Annotated in this window: 12 protein-coding genes and 1 pseudogene; 12 read left to right on the forward strand and 1 reads right to left on the reverse strand. The window is 62.5% G+C overall.

Annotated features, from left to right (window positions below; genetic code table 11):
- The 12 genes and pseudogenes from RT309_RS08635 to RT309_RS08690 all read left to right on the forward strand — a co-directional run.
- Window positions 1-697: pseudogene (locus RT309_RS08635) on the forward strand (hypothetical protein); the annotation flags it as partial.
- Between the two features lie 76 nt (window positions 698-773).
- On the forward strand, window positions 774-2,654 hold the full coding sequence (locus RT309_RS08640; protein WP_313356465.1) for a nucleoside-diphosphate sugar epimerase/dehydratase: 1,881 nt from the start codon (window positions 774-776) through the stop codon (window positions 2,652-2,654).
- On the forward strand, window positions 2,647-3,777 hold the full coding sequence (locus RT309_RS08645) for an aminotransferase class I/II-fold pyridoxal phosphate-dependent enzyme (RefSeq protein ID WP_313356466.1): 1,131 nt from the start codon (window positions 2,647-2,649) through the stop codon (window positions 3,775-3,777). Before RT309_RS08640 ends, RT309_RS08645 begins: the two co-directional genes overlap by 8 nt.
- The gene (locus tag RT309_RS08650; protein WP_313356467.1) at window positions 3,774-4,391 is read left to right on the forward strand and encodes a sugar transferase; all 618 of its coding nucleotides are present in this window, start codon (window positions 3,774-3,776) and stop codon (window positions 4,389-4,391) included. Before RT309_RS08645 ends, RT309_RS08650 begins: the two co-directional genes overlap by 4 nt.
- Window positions 4,384-5,040 carry an acetyltransferase gene (locus RT309_RS08655; RefSeq protein ID WP_313356468.1) on the forward strand — a complete coding sequence of 219 codons (657 nt, stop codon included), beginning with the start codon at window positions 4,384-4,386 and terminating at the stop codon, window positions 5,038-5,040. The genes RT309_RS08650 and RT309_RS08655 overlap by 8 nt, the downstream gene beginning before the upstream one ends.
- A 29-nt stretch (window positions 5,041-5,069) precedes the next feature.
- The gene (locus RT309_RS08660; RefSeq protein ID WP_313356469.1) at window positions 5,070-6,230 is read left to right on the forward strand and encodes a glycosyltransferase; all 1,161 of its coding nucleotides are present in this window, start codon (window positions 5,070-5,072) and stop codon (window positions 6,228-6,230) included.
- A 10-nt stretch (window positions 6,231-6,240) separates the two neighbouring features.
- Window positions 6,241-7,515: a nucleotide sugar dehydrogenase gene (locus RT309_RS08665; protein WP_313356470.1), complete on the forward strand. Its 1,275-nt coding sequence runs from the start codon at window positions 6,241-6,243 to the stop codon at window positions 7,513-7,515.
- Between the two features lie 28 nt (window positions 7,516-7,543).
- Entirely contained in the window at window positions 7,544-8,485 is a 942-nt protein-coding gene (locus RT309_RS08670; protein ID WP_313356475.1) for an NAD-dependent epimerase/dehydratase family protein, read from the forward strand.
- Window positions 8,482-9,612: a glycosyltransferase gene (locus RT309_RS08675; RefSeq protein WP_396654437.1), complete on the forward strand. Its 1,131-nt coding sequence runs from the start codon at window positions 8,482-8,484 to the stop codon at window positions 9,610-9,612. The genes RT309_RS08670 and RT309_RS08675 overlap by 4 nt, the downstream gene beginning before the upstream one ends.
- Window positions 9,609-11,054, forward strand: a complete 1,446-nt coding sequence (gene wzy / locus RT309_RS08680) for an O-antigen polysaccharide polymerase Wzy (protein ID WP_313356471.1) — start codon at window positions 9,609-9,611, stop codon at window positions 11,052-11,054. The genes RT309_RS08675 and wzy overlap by 4 nt, the downstream gene beginning before the upstream one ends.
- Window positions 11,044-12,291: an oligosaccharide flippase family protein gene (locus tag RT309_RS08685; RefSeq protein WP_313356472.1), complete on the forward strand. Its 1,248-nt coding sequence runs from the start codon at window positions 11,044-11,046 to the stop codon at window positions 12,289-12,291. Before wzy ends, RT309_RS08685 begins: the two co-directional genes overlap by 11 nt.
- Before the next feature lie 32 nt (window positions 12,292-12,323).
- Window positions 12,324-13,091, forward strand: coding sequence for a glycosyltransferase (locus tag RT309_RS08690; protein WP_313356473.1), 768 nt, complete (start codon window positions 12,324-12,326; stop codon window positions 13,089-13,091).
- 908 nt (window positions 13,092-13,999) lie between these two features.
- Here RT309_RS08690 and RT309_RS08695 read toward each other — a convergent pair.
- Window positions 14,000-14,613: low molecular weight phosphatase family protein (locus RT309_RS08695; RefSeq protein ID WP_313356474.1), on the reverse strand; the 614-nt coding region annotated here is incomplete at its 5' end.

The following is a 14,613-nucleotide window of genomic DNA, read 5'->3' on the forward strand; positions in this document are numbered from 1 at the left end:
AGCGACCGATCCGGCAGACATCCCGCCGGGGCGGAAGGACGCGCCGGCCAACGCAGGCACCATCGCGATCGCCGACGGCAAAGCCCTCGACGCCGCGCTCGCCGAGATCGACGCGTATCGCGCCGACCTCGCCGCGCTGACTGTGCCGCCGGCGCCGACCGCGTATTCGCGCGGCAAGACCGAGACGGGCTCGCTGACAGCCGTCGGGGCGGCGATCGACGCCGCGCAGCTGCACCTGTCAGAGATCGACCGGGTGACCGCCGAGGTGCGCGCCCAGCGCACGGCGATGGAGGCTCGCACCGCAGCGTTCACGGCGCAGCTGGCGGCATTCACCGCGACGTTCCCGAAGGTCGCCCAGACGAGTGTCGCCGACAGCCCCGACGCCGGTCAGAAGCTGAAAGACGCCGTGACGGCCGCCGCCCAGGCCGTGGCCGCCGCCGACCTTCTCACCGAGCGGGGAGCTGCCTCGCTGGTCGCCTACCGCGACGCCGTCGTCGCGCTCGCGGCCGACCAGGTGTACGCCGACCGGGTGCGTGAAGAGCGGGCACGACGAGAGGCCGAGGCGGAGGCCGATCAGCCCCGTACGCAGGGCCCTCGGCCGCAGCCGCAGCCGACGCCGACGCCCTCCGAGCCGGCGCCGCAGCCGACTGAACCGCCCGCCGGTTCAGAGGATTCCGACAATCCGCCGCCAGAGTGATCAGAGGTCTTGACGCAAGGTTCGCCGCCGATGTATGGGACCATGGTTGGGGAAAGTAGCCGAATGAGGGGGATCCATGACGGCTGAAGAGGCGGATATCGTCGCGCCTGCGACCGGAGAGATCAACATCCTGTCGAACACACCCGTCATGCAGCGACGCCGGCGTTCAGCCGCGGCGATCGTCGACGCCGCCTCGTGGGGGATCGGTGTGCTGCTCGCCGTGTCGCTGCGATTCGAGTTCTCGACGCCGATCGACGGCTGGCTGGCCACGCTGGCACTCGCTGTGACAGCCGGCGGACTGCACGCTGTCGCCGGCTTCGCAACCAAGCTGTACCGCGGTCGCTACCCCTACGGCTCTTTTGACGAGGTCCGTCTACTCGCGTTGATCGTGATCGGCATCACCGCCGCGCTCGGCCTGATCGTCGTGACGGTGGGCACCGTCGTCAGCATTCCGCGCGGAACGATGTTCCTCGCGGCGCCCATCGTGCTGCTGCTGATGTTCGGCGTGCGGTACGTCGCTCGACTGATGCTCGATCGCTCTCGCAAGCCGGGGGAGGATGCCGAGCCCGCGATCATCGTCGGAGCGGGTTATCTCGGCGACAAGCTGCTGCACAACATGACGACCGATCCCGCATCGCCCATTCGCCCGGTCGGCCTTCTCGACGACGACCCCGCCAAGAAGAACCTGATCCTGCGTGGGGTCCCGGTCATCGGCCGCACCTCAGAGCTGGCCGAGGCCGTGCGGCGCACGCGAGCGACGATGGTCGTGGTCGCCATCGGCCAGGCCGACAGCGTCGTGCTTCGCAAGATCAGCGATCGCGCGGCCGGCGTCGGTGCTCGCGTCGCCGTGACTCCGTCGCTGAACGCGATGATGTCTGGTGAGCAGGCTGTGACCGACGTGCGCGACATCAGCATCGAAGACCTCATCGGCCGGCATCCCGTCGACACCAACGTCGAACTGATCGCCGGATACATCACCGGCAAGCGGGTGCTGGTCACCGGAGCCGGCGGCTCGATCGGCTCAGAGCTGTGCCGGCAGCTGTCGAAGTACGGCCCGAGCGAGCTGATCATGCTCGACCGCGACGAGACCGGGCTGCAGATCGCCCAGCTGGGCACCGCCGGTCATGGGCTGCTCGACACGAACGAGGTCGTTCTCGCCGACATCCGCGACGCCGAGCAGCTCAGCGCGATCTTCGCCGACCGACTGCCCGAGGTGGTGTTCCACGCGGCCGCGCTGAAGCACCTGCCGATGCTCGAGCAGTACCCCGACGAGGCGTGGAAGACCAACGTGATCGGATCGTTGAATGTGCTCACCGCGGCCATGCGCGCGGGCGTCACGCACTTCGTCAACGTGTCGACCGACAAAGCGGCGAACCCCACGAGCGTGCTGGGTCACTCGAAGCGCGTCGCTGAGAAGCTCACCGCCTGGGCCGCAGAAGAAAGCGGCATGCGCTACCTCTCGGTGCGCTTCGGCAACGTGATCGGCAGCCGCGGGTCGATGCTGCCGACGTTCCAGGCGCTGATCCGTGACGGCAAGCCACTCACGGTGACGCACCCCGAGGCGACGCGCTACTTCATGACCATCCCCGAGGCGTGCCAGCTGGTGATCCAGGCGGGTGGCATCGGACGCCGCGGAGAGGTGCTGATTCTCGACATGGGCGAGCCCGTGTCGATTCTCGAGGTCGCGAAGCGCATGATCGCCATGTCGGGCAAGCAGATCGAAATCCGCTTCACTGGCCTTCGCCACGGCGAGAAGCTGCATGAAGAGCTGGTCGGGGCGCGCGAAAACCTGGAGCGGCCCTTCCACCCGCAGATCTCACACACGACCGCCGATCCGATCACGCCGCAGCGCCTCGACAAAGCCGGCTGGGAGGCGCGGATGACGGCGGAGCCCCGCGACAACGAGACGATGGTCATCGAGCGCATCGCCGTCAAGAAAGGCACGGTCAATGGCTGAGCGCATCTACATGTCGTCGCCCGATGTGACCCAACTCGAAGAAGACGCGGTCATCGCGGCCATGCGGTCGGGATGGATCGCACCTCTCGGGCCCGACGTCGACGCATTCGAACGTGAGTTGGCTGAGCGTGTCGGCGTCGCGCATGGAGTAGCCCTCAGCTCCGGGACAGCCGCCCTCCACCTCGGTCTGCTGACCTTGGGTGTCGGGCCTGGTGACATCGTAGTGACGTCCACCATGACTTTCGCGGCGACCACTAACGCGATCGTATACACCGGAGCCGAGCCCTACTTCGTCGACGCTGACATCACTACGGGCAACATGAACCCCGAGTTACTGCGTCAAGCGCTCGCGCAACTGCGAGACGGCGGCGAGAAGGTGGCGGCAATCGTGCCTGTCGATCTCCTCGGAAAGGCAGTCGATTACACCAGCATTCTTGCGATCGCCGATGAATTCGGGGTGCCCGTGCTAGCTGACGCAGCCGAGTCGCTCGGCGCCACGCATGACGGTAAAGCCGCCGGCAGCTTTGGCCGTGCCTCGATCGTGTCGTTCAACGGCAACAAGATCATGACAACGTCGGGCGGCGGCATGCTGCTGACCGACGACGCCGCGCTCGCTCAGCACGTGCGGTACCTAGCCACGCAAGCTCGCCAGCCGGTGGTGCACTATGAGCACACCGACATCGGTTACAACTACCGCATGAGCAACCTGCTCGCCGCTCTCGGCCGTGCGCAGCTTTCGCGACTCGACGAGATGATCGCCCGCCGTCGCGAGATGCGCGAGCTCTATAAGCAACTGTTCCGTGAGGTAGACGGCGTGGAGGTTTTCGGCGCCGATGGCGATGAGGTTGACAACGTCTGGCTCACATCGATCCTTATCGACTCCGACGTGACCGGCTGGCAGCCCGCAGACCTCGCAGCGGCAGTCGCTGGGGACAACATCGAAAGTCGTCCCCTGTGGAAGCCGATGCACAAGCAGCCGGTGTTCGAGACGCTCCGAGGTGTGCTCAACGGGGCGTCGGAGCAACTCTTTGAGCGCGGTTTGACTCTTCCGAGCGGCTCCGCGTTGACGGACGATCAGCGCTCGCGCGTCGTTGCGTCCATCGACAGGTTCATGCAGGGATGACCGTCGCGCATCCCTACGACACGATAAAGCGTGCGATCGACGTCGTTGCCTCCGCTGCAGGTCTGATCATCCTTTCGCCAGTGATCGCGACGACTGCGCTGCTTGTCGCGACGAAGCTCGGCAAACCGGTCTTGTTTGCCCAGGAACGACCCGGCAAGAATGGCCGCATCTTCACGATATACAAGTTCCGCTCTATGCGCTCCGTCGATGAGTCGCGCGGTTGGGTGACCGATGCCGATCGGCTCACGCCATTCGGTATGCGCCTGCGATCAACAAGTCTCGATGAGTTGCCGAGCTTGTGGAACGTACTGCGCGGTGACATGAGCATCGTGGGACCACGGCCCCTGCTAGTCGAGTATCTCGAGCGGTACACACCTGAGCAGGCGCGCCGACACGAGGTGCGTCCGGGGATGACCGGTCTCGCCCAGGTTAACGGGCGGAACGCGCTGAGCTGGGAAGACAAGTTCAGGCACGACGTCGAGTACGTGGAATCCCGCAGTCTGCATACTGACGCCTGTATCGTCGTCGCGACCATCCGCTCCGTCTTTGCGCGAGAGGGCATCTCTGCAGCTGGACACGCAACGATCGGAAGATTCGGAGTTGAGCATGACTGAGGACCTAATAGTCGTTGGTGCAGGCGGGTTTGGAAGGGAGACGCTGGATGTGGTCGACGCGGTCAATGCAGCGTCACCGAAAGCGGTATGGAGGATCCGCGGGGTCGTCGACGATGCTCCGACGCCCATCCAACAGGCACGACTGAGTGCTAGGAGCATCCCTTGGATGGGCGGGTTGGAGGTTCTACAGGGCCTCGTAGGTACATGCCGATATGTGGTAGGAATCGGTTCGCCAGACGTGCGCGCGCGCATTGTCGAAGTTGTTGATGGCTGGGGTGGACGTGCGACCAGCCTGGTGCATCCGGCCGCGGTGGTCGGCTCCCAGACGTCGATTGGGTCGGGCACCGTGATATGTAGTGGCGTGCAGTTGTCGACGAACGTGCGGCTCGGCAGACACGTTCATCTGAATCCGGGTGCGATCGTGGGGCACGATTCGGAGCTTGGCGACTTTACCTCAATCAATCCAGGTGCAATCGTTTCGGGAGAGGTTCAGATAGGCACACGGACACTCGTCGGCGCTGGAGCCACTGTCCTGCAAGGGCTGACGATCGGGGCAGACGCTCTGGTCGCGGCGAGCGCCTGCGTCACTAAGGATGTCCTCGACGCAACCACAGTTGTAGGTGTCCCTGCGAAGGAGAAGCACTGGTGACTCCGAACAGCGCCCAGCGCCCTCGAGTCATGCTCATCGTGACGGCTGCAATGACGGCCCGCCTCTTTCTGCGTGGCTATGCGACGCACCTCGCTAGGGCTGGCTACGAGGTCACGCTTGTGGCGGACGACATGACTGAGCTGGGGCCACTGCTATTCGAGTACGGTGTGGGTGCGCGGTCTCTGCAAATGCGGCGCAGCCCTCATCCTCTCAAGGACCTGATCAGCTTGGTCAGGCTGGTTCGACTCATACGACAGGTTCGTCCAGATGCAGTGGTTTACGCGACGCCGAAGGCAAGTCTGTTGGCTTCCATCGCCGCCCGCATGCTTCGTGTGAGGGTGAGAATCTACGGCCTCTGGGGCATCAGATTCGAAACTGCACACGGATTGTCGCGCATTGCTCTGCGTGGCTTCGAAAAGCTCATAGCCTCCTCATCCACGGCGGTCGTGGCGAACAGCCGCAGTCTCGCTGATCGTGCAGTCGAACTGGGGATCACACATCGCGAAGCGATTGAGGTGTTGGGCTCAGGATCATCGCACGGCGTCGACCTGGCGCGGTTTCGTCGCGAAGCGGAGATGCCCGCACTCGACGAGCAGACCAGCGAATTTCTCGCGGCTCAGCCGGGATTCGTCGTCGGGTTTGTCGGGCGAATACATCCAGACAAAGGTATCGACACTCTTCTTCACGCCGTCGCGACGACGGGTTGCGACGAGCGACCGGTGCGGGTCCTACTCGTAGGGGCAGATGAGGGGATGAACATGCCGAGCAACACCTCCGTCGTATTCCATCGCACGGGCGAAGTCGCAGATGTACGACCGTACATAAGAGTCTTCGACGTGCTCGTGCTGATGAGTCTCCGCGAAGGATTTCCCAACGTGGTGCTCGAAGCGGCCGCGATGGGGGTGCCGGCAATCGTATCCGACGCGACTGGCTGCATAGACTCGGTTGTTGATGGTGTGACGGGTGCCGTCGTCTCCATCGGCGATGTCGCTGGGCTGAGACAGGCCATTGAGGACATGAGCAGGAACCCGGCGGCTCGACGAGCGCAGGCAGCAGCAGCCCAAGAGCGGGTCCGCAGCGAATTCGATCAACACCGTGTTTGGGAAGCGTCCGAAACGCACCTGCGATCCGCCCTCGTTGCGGCGGGTGTTCGCCGCGCCGACGACGAAACCCCCAGGCGTCTCCGATGAAGGGAAGAGTATGAACGAGTCGAGCGAAAGCGGCATTGTGGTCGTGGTTGGCCAAGGATACGTCGGGCTGCCGATCGCGATGCGAGCCGTCGAGGTCGGCTACGACGTCATCGGCATCGATGTCGATCCGAAGCGGGTCGACGCGCTCAACCGCGGCGAGTCATACGTCGAGGACGTAGCCGCAGCCGATCTAGCCGCGGCCATTGCCTCAGGGCGTTACCGCGCTTCAACTGACTACGCAGCCGCGGCTGGCTTCCGCACCGCCGTCGTAACCGTCCCGACGCCACTTCGCGAGACCCTCCCTGACCTCTCGTACATTGAGGATGCTGCTCGATCACTCGCCGCTCAACTGACCGCAGGTGCCCTAGTCGTCCTTGAATCGACCACGTACCCCGGGACGACCGAGGAGCTATTCGTCCCGCTCCTCGAAGCCGGTTCCGGTCTTCGAGCGGATAAGGACTTCGCGGTGGGATATAGCCCAGAACGGATCGACCCGGGCAACCCAACTTGGAACTTCGTGAACACTCCGAAGGTAGTCTCAGGCACTAGCGATGCGTCGCTCGAGCGCGTAAGGGGCTTCTACGAGTCGATCGTCGAGAAGACCGTATCGGTGAGTACACCCCGCGAGGCGGAGCTGACCAAGTTGCTGGAGAACACCTTTCGGCATGTCAACATCGCGTTGATCAACGAGCTCGCCATCTTCGCGGACTCCCTCAACGTGAACGTTTGGGAGGCAATCGATGCGGCCTCGACCAAACCCTTCGGTTACATGAGGTTCACGCCGGGTCCGGGCGTAGGCGGGCACTGCCTGCCCGTTGATCCAAGCTACCTATCTTGGCAAGTACGCCGGTCTCTAGGCGAGAGCTTTCGCTTTGTCGAACTCGCAAACGACGTGAATGAGCACATGCCTGCGTACTCGATCAGCCGTCTAACTCGGATGCTAAACCGTGAACGTCGATCAGTGGGTGGTTCGAGAATCGTCGTTCTCGGCGTTGGATATAAGAAGAACACGGGCGACGCGCGGGAGTCGCCCGCCAACAAGATCATCGATCTGCTTCAAGAGATGGATGCCGAAGTTGTCGTTATCGACGCTTTCGTCGATCCCACACGGCTGCCGGACGGGGTAACCGCTTGCACTGTCGCTGAGGTGGTGAAGGATGGCTTCGACGCCGCTATCCTCGTCACCGACCATGACAACCTCGATTACGATGAGCTCGTGCGTACTGGGCGGCCAATTCTCGACACGCGCAATGTGTTGCGTGGCAACAATGTTGACACCCTGTGATCGCTCATAACGAGGAGAGAACGTGACTATGAAAATTGTGGTTACCGGTGGCGGCGGATTCATCGGTTCCAATCTTGTGGACCGCCTCTTGAAGGAATCAGACGGGGTGAGAGAGATAGTTGTAGTCGATGACTTTTCAACTGGATCGCGCGAGAACCTGCGCGGTATGGACGTCAAGGTCCTCGAAGGCAGCGTCCTCGATGCGGAGCTCATGGACAGGGCGATCGCCGGGGCAGATTCTGTCGTCCACCTAGGCGCTATTCCAAGTGTTCCGCGCTCGGTTGCGGAGCCTTTTCCATCGCATGCGGCGAATGCGACCGGTACGCTGACGGTATTGGAATCGGCGAGAAAGCATGATGCGCATGTCATCGTCGCATCGTCGAGTTCGGTCTACGGCGCCAACGCGAAATTGCCGAAGACGGAGACTGATTGGACTCGGCCGATGAGTCCGTATGGAGTGAGCAAGCTTGCGACGGAGGCCTACGCGATCGCCTACAACTATTCCTACGGCTTACCGACGCTCGCATTTCGTTTCTTCAACGTGTATGGTCCGGGTCAGGCTGCGAACCATGCCTACGCAGCGGTGATTCCCAAGTTTTTGCATGCGGCACTCAGGGGCCACGCGCTTAGCATCGAAGGTGACGGGCAGCAGACCCGGGACTTTACATTCGTGGACACGGTGACAGAAACAATCGTCGACGCCGCGAAGCGGCGTGTTGTGTCCCAGTCCCCCGTTAACCTCGCATTCGGCACGCGTACATCACTGCTCGAGTTGATCGGCATCGTGGAAACGGAGCTGGGCGAGCGCGTAATGCGGGAGCACACGTCGCCCAGGGTCGGCGATGTCCGCGCGTCCGAAGCCGACCCCGCACTAGTCAAAGAGCTCTTCCCAGGTATTCTCCCAACAACGCTCCAGAATGGAGTTCGATCCACGCTGGACTGGTTTCGGCAACGGGGCGAGCGCCCGTGACCCCGCGCGTTCTGCATATTCTCGGACAGCTACGGACGGGCGGGGCCGAGATACGAACGCTCCAGCTGCTCCGCAGCTTGGGCGATGACGCTCGACTCCACACGATCGTGACGCTCGCGGGCGTCAAGGGCGAGCTGGCTCCACAGTTCGAGGAGCTCGGCGTCAAGGTAGTGCCGCTTCGAGCACGGTCGGTGAGCTTCTTCCTTCGCTTTTTCATGCTTATCCGGAACGACCGTTTCGACACGGTCCATTCGCATGTGGACCGATCCGCAGGTTACCTGCTTCCTGTGGCGAAGCTCGCTGGCGCGAGGACGCGGATCTGCCACTTCCGGTCTGACACTAGTCCCACGGGCGGCGCCCTTGATCGGTTTCGACGGTGGGTACTAGAGCTGGGTATCCGGTGGGCCGCGACGAATATCGTCGCTGTGTCTCCTGGGACTTTGGAAGCAGCTTGGGGTTCGCATCGGCCGTCCGCTAAATGCCAGGTATTGCACAATGGGATCGATGTCGCGCGGTATCGCGATGCTGTTGCCGCAGACTTAACTGCAGATCTGGGTGTAGCTGCGGGAGCGACAGTTCTACTTCACATCGGGAACGGCGGTATTCGCACCAAGAATCGTGAGCGTGCTATCCGCCTCCTTGCTGGCGTACGCCAGGAAAGGGCGGGCGCGGTGCTCATCTTCGTCGGTCGCGACGGGCAAGACGCCGCTAGCGGTGTGCACAATCGTCAAGAACTACGCAAGCTGGCCACACAAAACGGCGTAGAGGATGGGGTGATATTCGCTGGCGAGCGCGGTGATATCCCTGCGCTGCTTAAGGCCTCTCAATGCCTGCTGATGACGTCCACGCTCGAAGGTGTTCCCGGAGTTGTCCTGGAGGGGCTAGCTGCTGGGATGCCTGTAATTGCGACAAGGCTGCCGGGAACGGTGTATATAGGACGGGAGATTCTGGGGCTAACGCTGGTCGATGCCTCGGAGAGCGACTCGTCATGGGTCAACGCGATTCTCGCAGCGATCGACAACCCGCAAAGCGGAGCCAGGATCAGCGCGGCAGTTGAGGGATCGCCATTCAACGGTGAGCGTTCGGTGCACGAATATCGGACCATCTGGGCCGGCGTCACGCGATGAGTCAGCGTATCGACGCGTCGAAGTGCGGGAGTGGCGACGATACAACAGCCGCGACGGCACGTCCGCGTGCCGGATTAATTGCGACTAGTGGCTTCCTCCTCGCGCTCGCTATGCTGCTATCGGAGAACCAGGAGCTCAGTGGCCGTCTTGCGGCAGCCTTCGCGCTGATCGTGGCCGTAGTCAGCGGAGTCATCGTCATGCGGTCGACGTTACTCGGTCAGTGGTCGATGCCTTTTCTAGCCTTGCTGGTTATGGTGATCTTTCACTGCGGACTTTTCGTCACACCCGCTCTTACTGGGGACCTTCCGCTGTTCCTGTTGCAGAACAGGATCAGCTGGTTTTCCTTTGAGGTGCTGCCGCGGCTGGCGATCGCTATCGCAATCGGGATCAGCGCGTTCGCCTTCGGCGTCGCCATCGGCGGCACCGGACGTCTGCGGGCACCCGCGGTCGCGGAAGTTTCCTTCACCTCACAGGGCCAGGAGGACCTAAGACGCTCGATAGCCGCCGTGGGGAGTTTTGTGGTGGTGGGTAGCATTGTGGCCTGGGCGCTTTCGAGCGTCGCTGCTGCAGGCGGTGCGTTCTTCCTCCTCTCGTACGAACGATATCTTGAACTCACGAAGGGCTTGCCAATTGGGCTGGCCTATATGGGAATCTCGTTGGGTGTGCCGATGATCGCCCAATTCGTCCGCTCGAAGGTCGCTGCGGTTGGACTCATCGCCTTCATGATTTTTGCCGCTCTAGGATTCCCGCTCGGGTTGCGGGGTGAGGTGCTCGTTCCCCTTGTGGCAGGCACCGGCATTTACATGAAGTACTCGAGGGTACGTCCCCGTTGGCTACTCTTGGTGGTGTCAATCGTCGTACTCCTGGGGGTCGCGATTGTTCGCCAGGTCCGGTCTCTAGGTGTTGGAAGTCTCGGCGGCTCGACCGAAGTGGCTGTTAATCTTCTGGATGGCATCGAGGAGATGGGCAGTACTGCGAGGGTCGTCGCGCTGTCCCTCACCTGGCATGAGCAGCTCGGGGAATCGCACGGCCTTGGAGAGACCTATCTCGCTCCCCTCTTACGCTACTGGAACACGATAGCTGGCCAAGAGAATGTGCTGGCAGAGACGGACATGCGTCTCTTTAACGTCCTGGTGGGTCAACGAGCAGGACAAGTCGGAGGGTCCGTCATCGGAGAGGCGCACCACAACTTCGGCATTATTGGGATCGTCGTGATGCTCTTCGCCTGGGGCCTGTTACTCGCCCGGCTGGATGCCAGTGATCATCGTCCAATGGGTCTCGGGGCCCTCGGCCTTGTCAGCGTGCTATTCCTCGCGCATGTGCGCGATGCATCAACGCATCTCCCGATCTGGCTGACCGTAGGAACGGCACTACTCGCTCTGAGCCGCGGGATCGTTGGCCTGCAACGGAATATTAAGGTCAGGACGGGGCATGTCATCTAGTCCGCGGCGAGTCCTGCTTGGCACGCTGTGCTGGAACTTCGCTGGCTTCGGTTTCGGACTCGTCAACAGCGTGTTGATCGCGCGTCTGCTGCTCCCCGAAGCGCGGGGCGTATTCGCGATTGTCTTCACGGCGTCGGGGCTACTAGCACTGGTCAGCGCCGTTGGGGTGAACGTGTCTTACCGCGTGCACCAGCCGCGAGGCGATGTTGGCCTGCACCACTACGTCCGGTTGTCCGGGAAGTTGTCGGTTCTGATGCTGATCTTGACGCTGGTCTTCATTTTTGTATACGGGGCGTTCGCGGACGAGCAGCTGCTGCAGCCCGCACTTATCGCGGCGTCGCTGTGGCTAGGCATCACGGTGTTCCTCGGAAATCAATTGTTTGATGCGTTCAACGCCGTCGGCCGTACCCACAGTGCGGCCATGCTCAATACGCTGGGGATTCTTCTAGTCCTTATGCAGCTCCTTTTCTCAAGTGGACAGGAGCTTTCCGTCATCAGCATCGTGATAATGCACGCGAGCGCCTTCACGCTGCGGATCCTCGTTGGGCTCTGGTTCGGAGTTGTACTTGTGCGGAGCGCGTCGGGGAAACAAGGCTCCGTGCGAGCGGCCGAGTGGCTCTTGTTGCGAGATGGCTTACGACTAATGGGTATGAATATCGGTCAAGTCGTGACCTATCGCGCGGACCAACTCTTCCTAGGCGCACTCGGCGATAGTCGCTCCGTGGGAATCTACGCCGTAGCCGCCACTCCGGCTTCTATCCCTGGGGTAATCAGCAATTCGATCGGCCAGATAGTCTTTCGAGGCGCTGCGGCAGGACAGCTGTCGTTCCGGCAGACGTTGACGTGGAGTGCTGTGGCGACGACGCAGACCGCTCTGTATGCGCTCGTCTTTTGGCTGGTCGCCCCGTGGGCCATCCCCTGGTTGTTCGGCCCTGAGTACGACGGCGCGGTGGAGGTGGCGCGAATCTTGGTGATCGCCGAGATTGCGTTGGTTCCCTTCCTGATTCTCAGCCGCGCCGCGGCGGGATGGAAGTTCATTTCGATCGCGGGGCTGTCTGGAGCCGTGGGAGTCGTGGCGATCTCCATCGCGCTTGTGATGCTAATCCCACCGTTCGGCGCGCCCGGAGCCGCCTACGCGAGCATGATCGCATACGCGGCGATGAGCGTGTTCGCGCTGATCGCCATCGTCGTTATGCGAGTCCGCAGAGATAGGACGAGGGAAGGCTACCAACTGTGACAGATCGTCGACTTGCCGCGCTGACTGTGCTCATGGCGGAATACAACACGGATCCGAGTCACCTCTGGCAGGCGATCAATTCTCTCGCAGGCCAGACTTTCACGGACTTCGAACTGCTTATTGTCGACGATGGAGGCAGGAACGACCTAAAACGTATCGTCCGTGAATTCCCAAACATAAGGATACGGATTATTGGCGACGGGACGAATCGGGGATTCACCGGTGCTCTGAACTATGGCCTAGCGACGATTGAAACCGAGTATCTCGCCCGGATGGATACTGACGATTGGGCGGAGAGCAATTATCTAGAGCGCTTGTGGATCTCCGTCCAAGAGTTTCCGGAGTTCGATGTGATCTCAGCGTGCGCCAGAGAGTTCTCGGAGGACCAGTCATCGATGATCCTGGGAGTGCCGGGGGAAAAGACCCGCCGTGACATCATGCGAGGATCCACTCCAATACACCCCGCGTCCATTATGCGCCGAGAAGCGATCAATTTGGTCGGAGGCTACCCGGACTACAAACGCGCTGAGGACCTCGCGCTCTGGTGTGAGCTGATACTGGCGGGACGGAGGTTGTACATGATACCCGACGTGCTTTTAAATTATCGCGTGAATCGCCAAGACTTCCAGAAACGGCGACTTCGCCATCGCGCCGGCGAGATCCGTGCACGGCTTTATTACTACCCGCTGATGGGTGCCCGACCGCGGGAGTATCTCAAGGTGCTCAAGTCTATTGTCAGCGGCGCGTTGCCCATTGATTTGGTTCGATTAATCAGAAAGCGTATACACCCGAGCGCCTGACGCGATGCCACACTGGCGTCCTTGAGGGCTCTTCGCAGTTGAGAGTCTGGTCGGCCTATGCTTGCCAGTCGGCGGATAGGCGTGGAGGTATTCCGCGCCCTGCCTCACGTGTTCTTTCGCCTCGACGAGCCGGGCCTTGAGGCCGTCGGTCAGCTGTCGCTAGCGGTGTTGCAGCTGCGCTGATCGAGATGCGCAGACTCGGCCGCAGGCACCAAGCAGCGCGCCGCCGACACCTGCCGTTCTTCGATGCTCCGGCGCCAGCAAAGGGGCTGCGGGAAAGATCAATGGTGGGCTGGAACACCTCCGCGACTCAGCCCTCAGCCTCCGCAACCTCACGAACTACGGCGCTAGCTCGCCGCTCGAGCCGGAAGATCCAGACTCTGTTACACCCTCAACGCGATGCTCCGGAAACAGCGCGCCGACCGTCGTACCGGTGTTGACCACGACGTCGGAGATCGTCGGAATCGGCTGGGCAGCAGCACTTGGGCGAGCTCAACCGTAACGTTCACAGCGAAGCTTAACGGCACCACACTTCAGGGTCGAAGGCGCGGTCAAGGTGAGCGACACGAGAAAGGCAAGCGGCACGAACAGCACGATGTTGGCGAGAAATTGAAGACCGTCGAGGTCGTGCTGGGGTCGATGCTGGTGAGCTCGCTGACGTACCGGGCGGCCGCGAAGACCACGCCGGTTACGTTGGATGCTTCCTAGACCGGGAGCCAGAGGATCAGGGCCAGCGCTGTGGCGCAGGGGATGATGAGGAGGCTGGCGGCGGGGGTAAGGGTCACGCGCATGCGCGGCGACTGGCCGCTCATGAGCGGCCGCGTTTCGACTCGCTGCGCTCGCTCAACCACCGGGGAGTCGCACACCGACCGGGAAAGGCTAAGGAGCGGGGAAGATGAGCTATCGCCTCAGGGAGAGGGCCAGGCCAGCGCCGCGCGGATCACGCGCGCAGCCTCGGCCACGGCGGGCGCGAGCTGTGACGCCGACAGGTCGTACGTCTTCTGCGAGCGGCGGTAGGGGTCGATCACGTCGTCGTTGTCGGGCTCGGCGGGCACCATGCCGCGCTGGCTGCCGATCAGGCGGGCGAGCGCCTGCAGCCGGGCTCCGGCATCCGGGCCGGCCAACGCGACACCGGCGCGCACCTCGTCGTCGGTGAGCGTCGCGGCCAGGCGGGCGAACTCGCGCAGCGTGAAGGTGCGGTGCAGCAGGGCCGGCATCATCTGCACCACGTGCGAGCGGTGCTCGCGCGCCATCGCCAGCACGAGGTCGGTCTCGGTCAGCAACGGCCCGGTCAGCAGCCGAGCTCGGTGATCGCCCGATGCTATGGCATCCGCTCCGTGCTCGACCGCCAGCTGTAGCGCCTGCTCGGTCATGCCCTCGTCGACCAGAGCATGGGTGCCGGCGCTGTGCACGCGCACGCCGAGGTCTGCCAGTGCAGATCGCAACAGCACCTCGCCCATCGGAGAGCGGCAGATGTTGCCCGTGCACACGGTCATGATCGTGCCGCCGTCTCCGCCGGGCG

The organism is Microbacterium sp., assembly GCF_032084865.1.
Lineage (GTDB): Bacteria > Actinomycetota > Actinomycetes > Actinomycetales > Microbacteriaceae > Microbacterium.

Excerpts from the sequence above, each read along its gene's own strand:
- RT309_RS08685 (WP_313356472.1), top strand. The coding sequence starts at position 11,044 with ATGTCATCTAGTCCGCGGCGAGTCCTGCTTGGCACGCTGTGCTGGAAC.
- RT309_RS08640 (WP_313356465.1), top strand. The coding sequence starts at position 774 with ATGACGGCTGAAGAGGCGGATATCGTCGCGCCTGCGACCGGAGAGATC.
- RT309_RS08655 (WP_313356468.1), top strand. The coding sequence starts at position 4,384 with ATGACTGAGGACCTAATAGTCGTTGGTGCAGGCGGGTTTGGAAGGGAG.
- RT309_RS08670 (WP_313356475.1), top strand. The coding sequence starts at position 7,544 with ATGAAAATTGTGGTTACCGGTGGCGGCGGATTCATCGGTTCCAATCTT.
- RT309_RS08650 (WP_313356467.1), top strand. The coding sequence starts at position 3,774 with ATGACCGTCGCGCATCCCTACGACACGATAAAGCGTGCGATCGACGTC.
- RT309_RS08665 (WP_313356470.1), top strand. The coding sequence starts at position 6,241 with ATGAACGAGTCGAGCGAAAGCGGCATTGTGGTCGTGGTTGGCCAAGGA.
- wzy (WP_313356471.1), top strand. The coding sequence starts at position 9,609 with ATGAGTCAGCGTATCGACGCGTCGAAGTGCGGGAGTGGCGACGATACA.
- RT309_RS08645 (WP_313356466.1), top strand. The coding sequence starts at position 2,647 with ATGGCTGAGCGCATCTACATGTCGTCGCCCGATGTGACCCAACTCGAA.
- RT309_RS08660 (WP_313356469.1), top strand. The coding sequence starts at position 5,070 with ATGCTCATCGTGACGGCTGCAATGACGGCCCGCCTCTTTCTGCGTGGC.
- RT309_RS08690 (WP_313356473.1), top strand. The coding sequence starts at position 12,324 with ATGGCGGAATACAACACGGATCCGAGTCACCTCTGGCAGGCGATCAAT.